This window comes from Stenotrophomonas sp. (genome assembly GCF_059505245.1).
The window spans coordinates 75,104-90,889 of the sequence record NZ_JCACKF010000021.1; the positions used below are offsets into that span (position 1 = coordinate 75,104).

A 15,786-nucleotide genomic window follows, 5' to 3' on the forward strand; every position below is an offset into this window, starting at 1 on the left:
GAACCCTGTACCGCCCACCACCTGTTCCCGGCGTTGCCGGTGAAGCGGTGGAAACGATGAAAGCCGGCCCTGGGGCCGGCTTTTTTCGTTCCAGGGGGCAGGACCCCGGCGTTTCCGCGAAGCCACATTCCTGCAGGTTCAGTGGCGTGAAATCAGTGGGTGATGGTGATCGAACGCTGGATCCGCCAGTGGCCATCGACGCGTTCCCACAACTGCACTACACCTGCCCGGGCCAGCGCAGCATGCGGGCTGCCGCCATGGTCGCCTGCCAGTTGCTGGCTGCCCAGGCGCAGCACGCGGTCCTGGCGCAGGTGATAGAGCTGCAGGGGCAGCGCTTCATGCGTGTCCTGCGGTCCTTCGGTGCGCAGGATCTGGCTGCGCAGGGCATCCTCGGTGGGCCCGCTGCCGTCGCCGAACAGGCTGGAGAACAGCAGGACCAGGGCAAGCATCGGCATGGCACGGTGCTCCAGCGGGAAAGTGCGTGCAGGCTGGCATGGCCGGCCGGGCACCGCAGCCGGCCTGCGACGAAGGCGGGGATTGCGCCGCCAAAGGCAGGCAGGCGGCGATGAATCCGGGACGCGCAGGCGTAGACTCGGCGCTACCGCGCAACCGCGCCGTCACTTCAACGAGCTGCCGCATGAGCGATCACGTCCCGGTGTCCAGGCCCAATCCGTTCCTGGAACGCCTGTTCGGCGGCAACATGCTGGAAGGCACGTTCAAGGCAGTGATCTGGGTGGCGATCCTGTGCGCGCTGCTGGCGTGGACCACGCTGCGCTGAGCGACGCTACCGCGTCGGCTTGGCTGCTGATGCAGTGAATACGGTGCCGCGGCAAGGGTGCGGCGGCAGTGTCCGTGCGTGTGCCGTCAGGCGCTGAAGGCCTGGCGCAGGCTGCGCAGGGTTGCCTGGCGGTGTTCCCTGGCCGTCGGCTCGCCCATCTCCAGTTCCTGCAGGCGCAGTCCAACCAGGGTCATCGACAACGCATAGCCGCGTGCCGCGTCGGCAACGCGTGACAGGCCCACTGCACGGCGTGCCAGTGCATTCACATGTTCGAGGTCGGGCATCAGTCCCAGATAGACGCGCTCGGCGCTGTCCAGGTCGGGCGCGCGCAGGATCGCGTGGGCTTCGGTGGCGGAGGAGACGGAGGCCATGGGGGTCCTTGTCCGTAGGGGGCGCTTGCTCAGAACGAGCGCATCAGGGAAACGAAGGCCGACGTCTGCGTGCCACGTCGTGCCATCGGGCTGTCCTTCACTGCATCACCGAACCACTGGTTGGCCACCACGCCGGTGGCGCGCCATTTCGTGCCCAGTGGCGTGCTGACCGCGATCTGCAGGCTCGGCGACGTGGTGCTGCCGGGGCGGTAGGCGGCAAGGCCCGAGCGCAGGGCTTCTTCATCGCTGATGCCGTAGTAGTAGTCGAGCAGCCGTGCACTGGAGTGCACCACGCCCGCCCGCGGCACCCAGGTGAAGCGACCCGCCTGGATCGGGTAGCTGTAATGCAGGCGCGACTCGAAACCGCCGCCATGGCCGGTCACTTCGCGCATCACGCTGGCCTCGACCATGCCCCAGTCGGCGCTGTACTCGCCGTTGATGCCGGCCATGGCCGACATCTGCCGGCTGTGCAGGCGGCGCAGCTGAGCATCGTTCACGTCGTCGGTCTTGAAGCGCAGCGTGTAGGGCGTGACCGCCGCCGACAGGCGCAGTCCCTGGCCCTTGTAGAGGTACATGCCCAGCGAGCCGGGGCTGGCGAAGAAGCGCTCGCCCTGCCAGGCAATGGCCGGTACCACCAGCGGTTTGACGTCGTAGTGCGCGTACGCACCGGAGGTCGCGCCAGCGCTGATGCCGGCCTGCACGCCCGGGTTCTGCTCGGCAGCGTGGGCGAGCAACGGCGCGCCGAGGGCAGCGGTGAACAGCAGCGGGCGCAGCAGGGTCGGGGACAGCGAAGGCATCGATCAGCCACGTTGCGGAGGATGGCTGCGCATGGTGAGGGGGCAACATTGTCAGAACATTGCGCCCGCGTGATCGGCACGCATGGGCGCAAAACCCTGGCGCCAGGCACTATGATCGGCAGCGTTTCCGGCAGACGAGTTCCTGATGCGCATCCTCCTGGTCGAAGACGATCCTGATCTGTCCCGCGCCCTGCAATCGGGCCTGGAGCGGCAGGGCGTGGTCGCCGACGTGGTCGGCAGCCTGGCCGAGGCCGCGCTCGCGTTGCGCGAACCGGTGCACCAGCTGCTGCTGCTCGATCGCCAGCTGCCCGATGGCGATGGCGCCGGATTCGTCGCGACGGCGCGTGCGCTGCGGCCGAACCTGGCGGTGATCATGCTGACCGCCAAGGGCACGCTGTCGGACAAGGTCGAAGGCCTGGACGTCGGTGCCGACGACTATCTGGTCAAGCCGGTGGCGATTGAGGAACTGATGGCGCGCATCCGCGCGGTATCGCGCAGGCCTTCGGCGATGGTGACACCGAGCCTGCGGCTGGGGCGGCTCGAGTTCGATTTCGAATCGCTGCAGGCGCAGGTGGAGGGCCAGCCTCTGGCGCTGCCACGTCGGCAGGTACTGGTGCTGCAGGCATTGGCGATGCGGCAGGGGCGCACGGTCACCCGCAGTGCGTTGGAGGCTGCGGTGTATGGTTTCGACGATGAGATCCAGTCCAATGCGCTCGACGCGCACATCTCCAAGCTGCGCAAGGCACTGCAGCAGGCCGGTGCCGGCGTCGAGATCCACGTGATACGGGGCGTCGGCTACCTGCTGGCGGAGGCCTGAGATGGCCCGTCCGATCCGTTCGATCACCCTTGGCCTGGCCTGGCGCCTGTTCCTGGCGCAGGCCTTCACCGTACTGTTCGCGGTGGTCGCGCTGATCCTGACCTGGGGAGACAAGGACTCCTGGGGCATGGACATGTTCGTTGCCGAGGCGGTGGCCAAGGCGGTGCACAGCGAAGACGGCCGCCTGGTGCTGGACCAGGCGCGCTGGGACAAGCTCGATGCCAACGCCGGGGGAAATCTCTGGTTCGCCGCGGTGGATGACAAGGGCATGTGGCTCGAGCGCGGCACCATCCCCGCGATCCACGCGCCGATGCTCGCGCGGCTGCCGACCGTGGGTGCCACCGAGCTGGGTTCGCTGGTACCGCCCTACCTGGACGTGGCGCGGGTGATGATCCGCAACGAGGATGGGCGCCGCATCACCGTGATGGTCGGTGGAGCACCCAAGGGCGGGCTGCTGGACGGTGCGCTGATGGTGCTGCGCCTGATCGGCCTGTGGTTCTTCCTGCCACTGATCGTGGTCACCCTGCTGGTGATGCCGACCGTGATCCACCGTGCCATGCGCGGTGTGCGCCGTTCCGCGCAGCAGGCCAAGGAGCTGGACATCGGCCAGCCCGGTGCGCGGCTGGATGCGCGGCTGGTCTCCACGGAAGTGGCGCCGCTGGTGGAAGCGTTCAACGATGCCATCGACAAGGTGCAGCAGGGCTACGCCGCGCGCGACAAGTTCCTTGCCGACGCAGCGCACGAGCTGCGCGTGCCGATCGCCGTGGTGCAGGCGCGCCTGTCGCAGCTGCCGCAGGGCGAGCTGAAATCGCAGTTGCTGACCGACGTGGCGCGGCTGGGCAATGTTGCCGAGCACCTGCTTGATCTGCAGCGGCTTGACCGCAATGTCGGCGCATTGCAGCGGCTGGACCTGGCCCTGCTGGTGCGTGAGGCAGCCGCGGACCTGGCGCCGTTGGTGGTGGGCGCCGGCTATGGATTCGAAGTGGACGCGCCGGACGCGCCGGTGTGGATCCACGGTGACAGCCTGGCGCTGGGGCGGGTGATTGCCAATCTGGTACACAACGCGATCGTGCATGGTGGTGGCCGTGGCACCATCTGTGTGCGGTTGGACACGCGCGGGTTGCTGGAAGTCAGCGACCAGGGCGCGGGCATTCCAGTAGGCGACCGCGAGGCGATCTTCGAGCCGTTCCATCGCCTGCGCGCGGCCGGCAGCGGCAGTGGCCTTGGCCTGCACCTGGTGAAGGAGATCGTGCAGCACCATGGCGGCTCGGTCAGTGTCGGTGAGGCCGCGGGCGGCGGCGCAAGCTTCCGGGTCAATTTCCATCGCGGCAGCGCGCGGCGCTGACGCGTTTGCGGGGCAAGTCCCGATAGGCAACCTGCCGCCGGCAGCGGCAGGCTGGCCTCATGGCCATCGAGCGCTCCCCGTCTCCCTTGCTGGGCAGTGGCACCGCTGGGGCGCTGACACTGGGGGCGTTGGGCTGCGTGCAGCTGTCGCAGCTGCCGCCGCTGTGGGTCTGCACGGTGATGATCGTGCTTGGCATGGCCGGGTGGGGCCTGCGATGGCGGGGGCGCCTGCCGGCGGTCATGCTGCTCGGTGCCGGATGGACGTCGATGCACGGGCACTGGGCAATGCAGGACCAGCTGCCACCGGGCCAACCGGCTCGGGATGTAGTGGTCAGTGGCCGGGTCATCGATCTGCCGGATCATCGGGCCGCGCACACCCGCTTCCTGCTGCAGGTCAGCGAGAGCCGCGAACTGCCATCGCTGCGCGGCAAGCGCCTCCAGGTCACCTGGAACGACGGCTGGCAAGGCAGGTCCAGCGCCGCTGCCGAGGGGCGGCGCAGGCAGGTCCTGGCCGGTGCGCAGTGGCAGCTGGCGCTGCGTGTGCGGGCCCCTCGCTCGCGGATCAATCCCGGGGGTTTTGACAGTGAGCGTCATGCGCTGCTGCGTGGCGTAGCCGGCACTGGAACGGTGAGGGCGCCGGCCAGCGCGCGTGAGCTGCAGGCCGGACATGGCCTGCCGGCATGGCGTGAGCGCACCAGCGCCGCCATCGCGCTGCAAGTGGCCCATCTGGCCGCCCGTTTCGTGCAGGCGCTCGCCCTGGGCGACACGCGTGGCCTGTCCGACACCGATTGGGATCAGCTGCGGGCGCTGGGGCTGACCCATCTGGTGGCCATTTCCGGATTTCATGTCGGGGTGGTGGCGGGGCTGGGGGCGTTGCTGTGCCGAGGGCTGTGGTGGCTGTACCCCCTGCTGGCCCGGCATTGGCCACGTCCACAGGCGGCGGCCTGCGCCGCGGCGCTGTCCGCAGCGGGCTATGCGGTGCTGGCCGGTGGTGAGTTGCCGACCGTGCGCACGGCACTGATGATCGGGCTGGTGGCCCTGGCGCGCAGCGGGCGGCGCCCGCTCGGTCTCGTGCAGGGGCTTGCGCTGGCGGCGCTGGCGCTGCTGCTGCCGGCGCCCCTGTCGGTGCTGTCAGCGGGCTTCTGGCTCAGCTTCGGCGGCGTACTGTGGCTGGTGTGGTGCTTGCCGCAGGGACGTCCGCGCGGGGTGGCCGCCAACCTGCGCGGGTTCCTGGCCGCACAAGGGGTGGCCAGCGTCGGCCTGTTGCCGCTGGGCATCGCCTTGTTCGGTGGCACCGCCTGGCTGGGGCCGCTGGTGAACCTGCCGGTCATCCCGTGGTGGACATTGCTGGTGGTGCCCCTGTCGCTGCTGGGCACCGCCCTGCAGGCGCTGCACGACGGCGCTGGGCGCTGGGCGTGGCGCGCGGCGGCGTGGCTGTTCGAGATCAGCTGGCAGGCCCTGCAGCCACTGGCGGCGCACCCGCAGGCGATGTGGTGGCTGGCCGAGGCGCCGGCCTGGGCAGTGCCGGCGGCGCTGCTGGGGGTGTTCTGGTGGCTGCTGCCACGGGGTGCCGGGGGCTGGCTGGCTGGCCTGCTGCTGTGCCTGCCGCTGCTGTGGCCGGCGCGTGAGCGCCCCGCCGAGGGAGAGCTGGAGCTGCTGGTGCATGACGTCGGCCAGGGCACGGCGGTGTTGCTGCGTACTGCGCGGCATGCCCTCTGGTACGACGTGGGGCCGCCGAACGGGGGCGAGGGCAGCGAGCGGATCCTGGTTCCGTCACTGCGGGCCCTGGGCCAGGCCCCGCCCGAGCGGGTGCTGCTCAGCCACGACGATCTCGATCATGCCGGCAACCTGCCGAGCCTGCGTCTTCAGCTGCCGGGGCTGCCATTGCTGGCGCCGCCGGGAAGTGCGATCGCCGGGGCCGGCCGTTGCCAGCGCGGCCTGCGCTGGCACTGGGACGGCGTCGATTTCCAGGTGCTGCACCCGGATGCCGACAGCCAGCGGGCCGAAAACGAGGACAGCTGCGTGCTGCGCGTGGCCGGTGCCCATGGCGTGGTCCTGTTGCCGGGGGACATCGGCCGTCCGGCCGAACAGGCGCTGTTGCGGGCGTCTGCGGCGGCGCTGAAGGCGGATGTGGTGCTGGTGCCGCACCATGGCAGCGGCGGCAGTTCCAGCGCGCCCTGGGTGGCGGCGGTGTCAGCCCGGCTGGCACTGGTCTCGGCCGGCCACCAGAACCGTTTCGGCCACCCGCGCCAGGACGTGGTCCGGCGCTGGCAGGCGCAGGGCGCCGAGGTGGTGTCCACTGCGGAGTCCGGGGCGATCCGCGTATGGCTTGGCGCACAAGGGCTGCAGCTGCGTGAACAGCGCATCCATGCATCCCGGTGGTGGGATGCCGCTGGGCGGGCGCGGTCGGCTGCTATCCTATCGCCGATCGAACAAGCGGCCGTTGGGCCGGAGGGTTGAAACGTGTGGGAACTGGTCAAGGCCGGTGGCTGGCCGATGGTGCCGCTGCTGCTGTTGGGCGTACTGGCTTTGGCGATCATCCTGGAGCGTTTCTGGTCCCTGCGGCGAACGGAGGTGCTGCCGCCCGGCCTCGGCCAGGAAGTGCGCAACTGGGCCGCGCGCGGCAAGCTTGACCCGGCGCACCTGCAGACCCTGCGTGCCAACTCGCCGTTGGGCGCGCTGCTGGCGGCCGCGCTGGAAGCCCGCAACCGCCCGCGCGACCAGATCCGCGAGCGCATCGAGGATACCGGCCGTCACCTGGTGCACCGCATGGAGCGGTTCCTCAACGCGCTGGGCACCATCGCTTCGGCCGGCCCGCTGCTGGGCCTGCTCGGCACCGTGATCGGCATGATCCAGATGTTCCTGGGCATCCTCGACCATGGCGTGGGTGATGTGAACCAGCTGGCCGGTGGCATCGGCAAGGCCCTGGTGTGCACCGCCACCGGCATGATCGTGGCCATCCCGGCACTGATGTTCCATCGCTACTTCAAGGGCCGCATCCACGGCTACGTGGTGGAGATGGAACAGGAGGCCAGCGCCCTGCTGGATACGCTCGACGGCCGCCCGGGGGTGATGAACCCGTCCCCGTCGGCGCGCCCGGCCAACGCCGCTGCGGCGAAGGCCTGATCGATGCGTATCGGCAATGACCGATCCCAGGATGAGCCGCATATCGATCTGGTCCCGCTGATCGACGTCATCCTGGTGCTGATCATCTTCTTCGTGGTCACCACCACCTTCGATGCGCGCTCGACGTTGCAGGTGCAGCTGCCCACCGCCAGCCAGCAGCCCAACAACGAGCCGCCGCGTTCGCTCAGCGTGCTGATCAACGCCGAAGGCCGTTATTTCATCAATGACCAGGAAGTGCTGCGCAGCGATGTCGAGTCCGTCAAGCAGACCATCGCCGCCGTAGCCGGCAGTGATCGCAGCCAGCCCGTGCTGCTGCGCGCCGATGCGCGTACTCCCTACCAGGCCGTGGTGACTGCGCAGGACGCGCTCGGTCAGCTCGGTTTCCGTCGTATCGCCATTGCAACTGCGCCAGAGGTGCGTCCATGAGTTCCCATCACGCGCCGGTGTGGCCGATCTACAAACGTCTGCTGGGCTACACCCGCACCTACTGGGTGTTCATGGTGGGCGCGGTCATCGCCATGGTGGTCGAAGCTCTTGCCGGCTACCACTTCACCAAGCTGATGGAGCCGCTGGTCAACGAAGGTTTCGTCGACCCGCAGCCGCGCGCGGCCGTGGTGCTGCCGCTGACCATCCTCGGCCTGTTCCTGATGCGCAGCCTGGCCACCTGGGTCAGCGACTACACGCTGGCCAAGACCGGCCGCAGCGTGGTCCGCGACCTGCGTGAGCAGGTGCTGCAGAAGTACCTGCACCTGCCGTCGTCGCACTTCGATACCGAAGCGACGCCGGTAATGGTCAGCCGTCTCAACTTCGATACGGAACAGGTCACCCAGGCCAGTGCCGACGCGCTGAAGACCGTGGTCGCCGATACCCTCACCATCATCGCGATGCTGGCGGTGATGCTGCAGATGAGCGTCAAGGTGACCCTGGCGATGCTGCTGGTGGTGCCGCTGATCGGCGGCATCGTGTCCTACGTGGGCAAGCGCTACCGTCGCATCAGCCGCGGCATCCAGGACGGCATGGGCACGATGGCGCAGACTGCCGAGCAGTCGCTGGCCGCGCAGCAGGAAGTGAAGGTGCACGGCACCCAGCAGCATGAGATCTCGCGCTACTCGCGCCTGGCCAACCGCATGCTGGCGCTGAACATGAAGGTCGAGGTCACCCGCGCCGCCGCGTCCAGCGTGGTGCAGTTCCTGGCCGCACTGGCGCTGGCGGTGATCGTCTGGGTGTCGACCCGCGAAGCCCTGGCCGGCCGCCTCAATGCCGGCCAGTTCATGGGCCTGATGACCTCGATGATGGCCATCATTCCCTCGCTGCGCCGACTGACCAGCGTACAGACCTCGATTTCGCGCGGCGTCTCCGCCGCCGAGCGCCTGTTCGGCATCCTCGACATGCCGGTGGAGCGTGATGAGGGCCAGCACCGCGTGCAGCGCGTGCGCGGCGAACTGGCGTTCGACCACGTCATGCTGCGCTACCGCGAAGACAGCGGCATTGCCCTGGACGACATCAGTTTCGTTGCCAGGCCGGGCACGGTGACGGCCATCGTCGGCCGTTCCGGCAGCGGCAAGACCAGCCTGATCCGGCTGGTTCCGCGCTTCTACGAGCCCAGTGGCGGCGTCATCACCCTCGATGGCGTGGCCCTGGATGACTATCCGCTGGCCGACCTGCGCCGGCAGGTGGCGATCGTCGGGCAGAAGGTGATGCTGTTCGATGACACCATCGCGGCCAACATCGCCTACGGCATGGAGGCGACCGATGAGCAGATCCGTGCGGCGGCCGAAGCGGCCAATGCCTGGGAGTTCATCGCACGCATGCCGCAGCAGCTGCAGACCCCGGTCGGCGAGAATGGCGCGCTGCTGTCCGGTGGCCAGCGCCAGCGCCTGGCGATTGCCCGCGCGATCCTGCGCGACGCGCCGATCCTGATCCTCGACGAAGCCACTGCGGCGCTGGACAACGAATCCGAGCGCCTGGTGCAGGATGCGCTGCAGCGCCTGATGCCGGAACGCACCACGCTGGTCATCGCGCACCGCCTGTCGACCATCGAGCATGCCGACCAGGTGCTGGTGATGGACCATGGCCGCATCGTTGAACGTGGCACCCACAAGGAGCTGCTCGAACTGGGCGGCCTTTACCAGCATCTGCACAGCATGCAGTTCCGCGAAAGGCAGGACTGATGGCCGGCAAGGGTACCCAGACCCCGGCGTACTGGTACGACGGCAGCCCCGTTCCGTGGACGATGCGCCTGCTGGCGCCGCTGTACGCAGGTGTCACCGCACTGCGCCGGCGCGCCTATCGGCGTGGCTGGCGCAAGCGCCACTCGCTGCCGGTGCCGGTCATCGTGGTCGGCAACATCACCGCCGGTGGTACCGGCAAGACGCCGCTGACCATTGCCCTGGTCGAGCGCCTGCGCGCGGCCGGCTGGAAGCCGGGCGTGGCCAGCCGTGGTTATGGTCGCGAAGACGCCGACAAGCCGCTGTGGGTGCAGGCCGATACGCCAACTGCCAAGGGCGGTGACGAGCCGGTGCTGATCGCCTGGAAGACCGGTGTGCCGGTGCGCGTGGACCGCGACCGTGTCGCCGCCGGCAAGGCGCTGATCGAGGCCGGCTGCGATGTGATCGTCTGCGACGATGGCCTGCAGCACTACCGCCTGGCGCGCGACATCGAGATCGAAGTGGTCGATGCGCAGCGTCGCTACGGCAATGGCCGGATGATTCCGGCCGGGCCGTTGCGCGAGCCGGTCAGCCGCGCCAGCGAATGCGATTTCCGGGTGGTCAACCTCGGCCAGGCCGATGAGGAAACCGCAGCGCAGGCCTGTGGCTTCGGCCAGTGGCCGATGGCGCTGCACATCGACAGTGCGCAGCCGCTGGCCGGCGGCCGCGCTCGCCCGCTGGCGTACTTCAAGGGCCAGCGCGTGCATGCGGTGGCCGGCATTGCCCATCCCCAGCGCTTCTTCGACATGTTGCGCGCGCGCGGGATCGGCGTGGTGCCGCATGCGTTCGCCGACCACCAGGCCTACCAGCCGCAGGACCTGTCCTTCGGTAGCCAGCTGCCGGTATTGATGACCGAGAAGGACGCGGTGAAATGCCGTGCGTTCGGCAACGACTGGCACTACGCGGTTCCGCTGCGCGCCGAGCTGCCCGCGGCGTTCTGGGTGGCGCTGACCGATCGCCTGGACAAGCTGCGGCCGAACTGAGTGGCGCGGCGGCGCTTGCATTCACGCGCTGCTGCCCGCATTCCCGTTGTAACGAGCCTGCCGAGTACCGCCTGCATGACTGAATTCGTCGTCGCCATTCCGGCCCGCCATGCCGCCTCGCGGCTGCCGGGCAAGCCGTTGCGCCCGCTGGGCGGCGAGCCGCTGGTGCTGCATGTGGCGCGCCGCGCGCTGCAGGCCGGTGCCCGTGAAGTCTGGGTAGCGACCGACGATCAGCGCATTGCCGATGCGCTGTCCGGGCTGGCCGAAGTGAAGGTGGCGATGACCGCGACCACGCACGCCTCCGGCACTGATCGCCTGGCCGAATGCGCACGCATTGCCGGCTGGGCCGATGACACGGTGGTGGTCAACCTGCAGGGCGACGAACCGTTCGCACCGGCGGCCGGTATCCGTGCGGTGGCCGATGCGCTGGTCGCAGGCACTGCGCCGATGTCGACTCTCGCCACGACCGTCGAGGACGCGCACACCCTGTTCGACCCGAACGTGGTGAAGCTGGTGCGCAACGTGCGCAACGAGGCGATGTACTTCAGCCGCGCGCCGATCGCCTGGCACCGCGACGGCTTCGCACGCAGCCGCGACACGCTGCCGGACGGCCACCACTGGTTGCGCCACATCGGCATCTACGGCTATCGCGCCGGCTTCCTGCAGCAGTTCGCGGCGATGCCGCCGGGCCAGCTGGAGCAGGTCGAATCGCTGGAGCAGCTGCGCGTGCTGGAAGCGGGCTATCCGATCAGCGTGGCGATCTCGCCCGAGCCGTTCCCGCCGGGCATCGACACGCCCGAGGACCTGGAGCGCGCCGAGGGGCTGCTGCAGGCGATGGCGCCGCGATGAGGCTGCTGGTCGTCTGCCTCGGCAACATCTGCCGTTCGCCGATGGCCGAAGGCGCGCTGCGCGCACGCCTGGATGCCTCGCCGCTGGCCGGGCGGGTGCAGGTTGATTCGGCTGGCACCGGCGACTGGCATGTGGGCGAGCCGCCGGACCGCCGCGCGATCGCCTGCGCAGCCGGGCACGGCGTGGACATCGGCGGCCTGCGCGCACGCCAGCTGCAGGCCGTGGATTTCGACCGTTTCGACTGGATCCTGTGTGCCGACGAGGCCAACCTGCGTGATGCAGGGCGCCTGGCGTCGGCGGCCCAGCGTGAACGGCTGGCGTTGTACCTGCCCTGGTCGGGCGGGCAGGGGCGGGTAGCCATCCCCGACCCCTACACCGGCGGCAGCGATCATTTCGAACAGGTCTGGTCGCTGGTCGACGATGCTGCAAAACGTGCGGTGGCACGACTGTTGCATGACGCCGACTCCGGCATAATCGGGTCATGAACGTCCAGCCCGTCCCGGACCTGCCCGAGTTCGCCACCTGGCTCAATGCCACCCCCTGCACCCTGACCGAACTGCGCGGCCGGCCGGTCGCGCTGCTGTTCGTCAATGCGGCCTCCGCCTGGAGTGCGCAACGCCTGGCCGAGTTCGGCCAATGGCTGTCGCGCCACCCCGGCAAGCTGCAGCCGCTGGTGCTGCAGGTGCCGCGCTTCGATTTCGAGCGCGACGCCAGTGCCGCACTGAAGCTGCTGCGCCGCCAGGGCCTGGCCATGCCCGTACTGCTCGATGCCGATTGGGATGGCTGGCGCCGCTTCGGCGTTACCGCCTGGCCGACCGTGGTGCTGCTGGACGCGCAGGGTCGCGAGCAGCAGCGGCTGGTCGGGCAGGGAGCACCCGGTGAACTGGAGCGCGCCCTGAACACGCTGTGCCAGGGCGCGCCTTCGGCGCCGCCGCGCGGCGGCAGCGAACTGCATCCGGAACCACGCCAGGCGCTGCGGTTCCCGCTGGGCCTGGCGGTCAGCACCGAACGCCTGTACATCGCCGACAGTGGCCATCACCGCATTCTCGAATGCAGCCATGGCGGCCGCATCCTGCGCCAGTTCGGCCTCGGTACCGCCGATTTCATGGACGGCAACCTGGCCGAAGCGGCGTTTCACCGCCCGCAGGCGCTGGTGCTGGAGCGCGATTCGCTGTACGTCGCCGACACCGGCAACCATGCGGTGCGCCGCATCAACCTGCTGACCGGCATCGTCGACACGCTGTGTGGCAACGGACGTCCCGGTGCGCCGGTGGAAGGTCCGGTGGCGCAGGCGCGGCAGGTCTCGCTGGACCATCCTGTCGGCCTGGCCATCGCCGACAACCAGCTGCACATCGCGATGGCCGGCGACAACCGCATCTGGAGCTACCACCTGGGCCAGCGCAGCCTGCAATGGCGCGCCGGCAGTGGTTCCATCGACGAGCGTGACGGCAGCGGCCACCTGGCTGCCTTTGCCCAACCGACTGCGCTGGCCGTGGTGCAGCAGGTGTTGTACGTCGCCGACGCCCTGGGATCCTCGATCCGTGCACTGCAACTGCGCGGCGACCTGGTGCAGACGCTGGTCGGGCAGGGGCCCTGGCGCTTTGGCAGCGAAGACGGCCCGCGTGCGCAGGCCAGCCTGCAGTATCCGCAGGCGATCGCATTGAGCGCGGACGCTCCGCTGCTGTGGATTGCCGATACCGGCAACGGTCGCCTGCGCACGCTGCGCCTGGGCGGCGGTGAACTGACCACCCAGCCGCTGCCTCGCCGCCTGCATGGCCCGGCCGGATTGGCGGTGGGCGCCGGTGCGGTGTGGATCGCCGAGACTGACGCCCATGCCGTGCTGCGATTCGACCCCGACAGCGGCGTGCTCAGCGAAGTCCCGATCAGCGAATGACCGACGTTCCCGCCCCGGCCTTCGACGGCAAGGCCTTCGCGGCCCAGCTCAGCACCGCCCCTGGCGTGTACCGCATGTACGCCGCCGACGACACCCTGCTGTACGTGGGCAAGGCGCGCGCGCTGCGCAACCGTGTCGGCAGCTATTTCAACGGCAGCCCGAAGAACGCGCGGATCATGTCGATGATCTCGCAGATCACGCGCATGGACGTGACCGTGACGCGCTCGGAAGCCGAGGCGTTGCTGCTGGAAAACCAGCTGATCAAATCGCTGTCGCCGCGCTACAACGTCTCGCTGCGCGACGACAAGACCTATCCGCATGTGCTGCTGACCCGCGAGGACTGGCCACGCATCGCGCTGCATCGTGGTCCGCGTGCCATTCCTGGGCGCTACTTCGGGCCGTATCCCGGCGTCACCGCCGTGCGCGAGACGCTGAACCTGATGCACAAGCTGTTCAAGCTGCGCAGCTGCGAGGACAGCGTGTTCCGCAACCGCTCGCGGCCGTGCCTGCAATACCAGATCGGGCGTTGCAGCGCGCCGTGCGTGGAGCTGGTCCCGGCGCCGGAGTACGCCGAGTCGGTGCGCCGCGCCGCCCTGTTCCTGGAAGGCAAGAGTGACGAGCTGACCCGCGAACTGGGCGAGCAGATGCAGGCCGCCAGCGAGGCGCTGGAGTTCGAGCAGGCCGCGCGCCTGCGCGACCTGATCTCCTCGCTGCGCAGCATGCAGACCCGCCAGTACGTGGATGGCCGCGCCGCGGACCTCGATGTGCTGGCCGTGGCCATGCAGGGCTCGCAGGCCTGCGTGCTGCTGCTGGCCTTCCGTGATGGCCGCAACCTCGGTACCCGCCCGTTCTTCCCGCGCACCAATGGCGAGGAAAGCCCGGAGGAAGTGCTTGCCGCCTTCGTCTCGCAGTACTACATCGAATTCGAGCCGCCGCGCGAGATCCTGCTGGACCGCGAGATTCCCGACGCCGACCTGCTGGTCGCCGCGCTGTCGGCCTCGGCCGAGCGCAAGGTGCAGCTGAAGTGGAACGTGCGCGGCGAGCGCGCCGGCTATGTGGAATTGGCCAGCCGCAACGCGCAGCTGACCCTGGCCACCGAACTCAACAGCCGCAATGCGCAGCACGCGCGCAGCGATGCGCTGCGCGAGATGCTGGGCCTGGCCGAGCCGGTCAAGCGTGTCGAGTGTTTTGATATCAGCCACACCCTGGGCGAGGCCACCGTAGCCTCGTGCGTGGTGTTCGACGCCGCCGGCCCGGTGCGCGCGCAGTACCGCCGCTTCAACATCAGCGGCATCGAGCCGGGCGACGACTACGCCGCCATGCGCCAGGCCATCGACCGCCGTTTCCGCCGCGCAGTGGAAGAGCAGGGCGTGCTGCCGGACGTGCTGCTGATCGACGGTGGCGCCGGCCAGCTGTCGCAGGCCCAGGCCGCACTGGCCGATCTGGGCGTGGAAGGCGTGCTGCTGGTGGGCGTGGCCAAGGGCGTGGAGCGCCGTGCCGGCCACGAAGCGCTGGTGATGCCCGATGGCCGCGAGCTGCGCCCGGGCGCGGCCAGCCCGGCGCTGCAGTTCATCCAGCAGGTGCGCGACGAGGCGCATCGCTTCGCCATCACCGGCCACAGGGGGCGCCGCCAGAAGGCGCGGATGACCAGCAAGCTGGAGGATATCCCCGGCATCGGGCCGCGCCGCCGCGCCAGCCTGCTCAAGCATTTCGGCGGCCTGGTGGGCCTGAAAGCCGCTGGCGAAGCGGAAATCGCCAAGGTGGAAGGCATCAATGACGCCCTCGCGGCACGTATCTACGCTAACCTGCACGGGTTGGCCACGCCTGATGCGGCCGAGTAGAGAGAGAAGCACGCAAGCATGAAGTTGACCCTGCCCACCTGGCTGACGTTGTTGCGGATCGTGATGATCCCGGTGCTGGTGCTGGTGTTCTACCTGCCCTACACCTGGACCAACTTCGCTTCGGCGGCGATCTTCGGCCTGGCCGCGATCACCGACTGGCTCGATGGCTGGATCGCACGCCGTTACCAGCTGGAGTCGGCCTTCGGCGCCTTCCTCGACCCGGTCGCGGACAAGCTGATGGTGGCAGTGGCGCTGTTCCTGATCGTGCAGGGCCACCCGACGCCGTGGATGGCGTTCTGGGCGGCGGTCATCGTCGGCCGTGAGATCGCGGTATCGGCGCTGCGCGAATGGATGGCCGAGCTGGGCCAGCGCGCGAAGGTGCGCGTGGCGATGATCGGCAAGGTCAAGACCACCGCGCAGATGGTCGCGCTGTTGTGCCTGCTGTACTCGGTGGCCCCGAACGTGCCGGTGGAAGACATCTGGATGGGCTGGCCGGTGTTCCATATCGGCGACTGGACTCTGGCCATTGCCGCCGTGCTGACCCTGTGGTCGGGCTTGCAGTACCTGCACGCCGCGTGGCCGAGCCTGCGCGACGATGAGCGCGCGGCGCGCGAGCGTGCGCGGCAGAAGAAGCTGGGCAACTGAGCCCGGGGTCTGAGCCCCGGGGTCGGATCCCTTTCCGAAGGAAAGGGCTCTGACCCCATCGATGCGCCTATCCCCGCACGGCGTGGATCTTATCTCTTGCCGATCTGGCACCTTGGGGGCCGAGAGCCCGGCGT

General features: G+C 69.1%; 16 protein-coding genes and 1 tRNA gene (1 of these 17 running past the window's edge). 14 read left to right on the forward strand and 3 right to left on the reverse strand.

All coding sequences use genetic code 11. The features are described from left to right. Positions 1-20 (forward strand) — tRNA-Val (locus AC5JLE_RS09435) (it extends 155 nt beyond the left edge of the window). 132 nt (positions 21-152) lie between these two features. Here the strand turns inward: AC5JLE_RS09435 and AC5JLE_RS09440 are convergent. Further along, positions 153-455, reverse strand: a complete 303-nt coding sequence (locus tag AC5JLE_RS09440; protein ID WP_049406347.1) for a hypothetical protein — start codon at positions 453-455, stop codon at positions 153-155. 182 nt (positions 456-637) lie between these two features. On the opposite strand from AC5JLE_RS09440, the gene AC5JLE_RS09445 reads away from it, so the two are divergent. Continuing rightward, on the forward strand, positions 638-778 hold the full coding sequence (locus AC5JLE_RS09445; protein ID WP_162838510.1) for a hypothetical protein: 141 nt from the start codon (positions 638-640) through the stop codon (positions 776-778). Between the two features lie 86 nt (positions 779-864). On the opposite strand, the gene AC5JLE_RS09450 is transcribed toward AC5JLE_RS09445, so the two are convergent. Together AC5JLE_RS09450 and AC5JLE_RS09455 are read right to left on the reverse strand one after the other, a co-directional pair. Continuing rightward, a complete protein-coding gene (locus AC5JLE_RS09450; RefSeq protein ID WP_014646601.1) occupies positions 865-1,149 on the reverse strand; it encodes a hypothetical protein in 285 nt (94 codons plus the stop codon). Positions 1,150-1,178: 29 nt separating this feature from the next. Then, positions 1,179-1,946 carry a MipA/OmpV family protein gene (locus tag AC5JLE_RS09455; RefSeq protein WP_053494941.1) on the reverse strand — a complete coding sequence of 256 codons (768 nt, stop codon included), beginning with the start codon at positions 1,944-1,946 and terminating at the stop codon, positions 1,179-1,181. 145 nt (positions 1,947-2,091) lie between these two features. Here AC5JLE_RS09455 and AC5JLE_RS09460 point away from each other — a divergent pair, with 145 nt between their 5' ends. The 12 genes from AC5JLE_RS09460 to pgsA all read left to right on the forward strand — a co-directional run bounded on the left by AC5JLE_RS09460 (position 2,092) and on the right by pgsA (position 15,652). Next, positions 2,092-2,763 carry a response regulator transcription factor gene (locus AC5JLE_RS09460; protein ID WP_005415973.1) on the forward strand — a complete coding sequence of 224 codons (672 nt, stop codon included), beginning with the start codon at positions 2,092-2,094 and terminating at the stop codon, positions 2,761-2,763. Position 2,764: 1 nt separating this feature from the next. Then, entirely contained in the window at positions 2,765-4,108 is a 1,344-nt protein-coding gene (locus tag AC5JLE_RS09465; protein ID WP_032960874.1) for a sensor histidine kinase, read from the forward strand. 59 nt (positions 4,109-4,167) lie between these two features. After that, on the forward strand, positions 4,168-6,567 hold the full coding sequence (locus AC5JLE_RS09470) for a DNA internalization-related competence protein ComEC/Rec2 (protein ID WP_496065244.1): 2,400 nt from the start codon (positions 4,168-4,170) through the stop codon (positions 6,565-6,567). A 3-nt stretch (positions 6,568-6,570) separates the two neighbouring features. Next, positions 6,571-7,233, forward strand: a complete 663-nt coding sequence (locus tag AC5JLE_RS09475) for a MotA/TolQ/ExbB proton channel family protein (protein ID WP_014646605.1) — start codon at positions 6,571-6,573, stop codon at positions 7,231-7,233. Positions 7,234-7,236: 3 nt separating this feature from the next. Continuing rightward, on the forward strand, positions 7,237-7,659 hold the full coding sequence (locus tag AC5JLE_RS09480) for an ExbD/TolR family protein (RefSeq protein ID WP_014036620.1): 423 nt from the start codon (positions 7,237-7,239) through the stop codon (positions 7,657-7,659). Continuing rightward, the gene (gene msbA, locus AC5JLE_RS09485; protein WP_014646606.1) at positions 7,656-9,404 is read left to right on the forward strand and encodes a lipid A export permease/ATP-binding protein MsbA; all 1,749 of its coding nucleotides are present in this window, start codon (positions 7,656-7,658) and stop codon (positions 9,402-9,404) included. Before AC5JLE_RS09480 ends, msbA begins: the two co-directional genes overlap by 4 nt. Further along, complete coding sequence (gene lpxK, locus AC5JLE_RS09490; protein ID WP_032960871.1) at positions 9,404-10,423, forward strand: tetraacyldisaccharide 4'-kinase; 1,020 nt, start codon at positions 9,404-9,406, stop codon at positions 10,421-10,423. Before msbA ends, lpxK begins: the two co-directional genes overlap by 1 nt. Positions 10,424-10,498: 75 nt before the next feature. Continuing rightward, a complete protein-coding gene (gene kdsB, locus AC5JLE_RS09495) occupies positions 10,499-11,272 on the forward strand; it encodes a 3-deoxy-manno-octulosonate cytidylyltransferase (RefSeq protein WP_032960868.1) in 774 nt (257 codons plus the stop codon). Next, the gene (locus AC5JLE_RS09500) at positions 11,269-11,757 is read left to right on the forward strand and encodes a low molecular weight protein-tyrosine-phosphatase (protein ID WP_075674843.1); all 489 of its coding nucleotides are present in this window, start codon (positions 11,269-11,271) and stop codon (positions 11,755-11,757) included. Before kdsB ends, AC5JLE_RS09500 begins: the two co-directional genes overlap by 4 nt. Then, complete coding sequence (locus AC5JLE_RS09505; RefSeq protein WP_069117271.1) at positions 11,754-13,166, forward strand: hypothetical protein; 1,413 nt, start codon at positions 11,754-11,756, stop codon at positions 13,164-13,166. The genes AC5JLE_RS09500 and AC5JLE_RS09505 overlap by 4 nt, the downstream gene beginning before the upstream one ends. Further along, positions 13,163-15,007 (forward strand): excinuclease ABC subunit UvrC, encoded by a 1,845-nt coding sequence (gene uvrC, locus AC5JLE_RS09510; protein ID WP_014646611.1) that lies wholly within the window; start codon positions 13,163-13,165, stop codon positions 15,005-15,007. The genes AC5JLE_RS09505 and uvrC overlap by 4 nt, the downstream gene beginning before the upstream one ends. A gap of 18 nt (positions 15,008-15,025) precedes the next feature. Next, positions 15,026-15,652, forward strand: coding sequence for a CDP-diacylglycerol--glycerol-3-phosphate 3-phosphatidyltransferase (gene pgsA, locus AC5JLE_RS09515; protein ID WP_012510614.1), 627 nt, complete (start codon positions 15,026-15,028; stop codon positions 15,650-15,652). Positions 15,653-15,786: the final 134 nt, after the last annotated feature.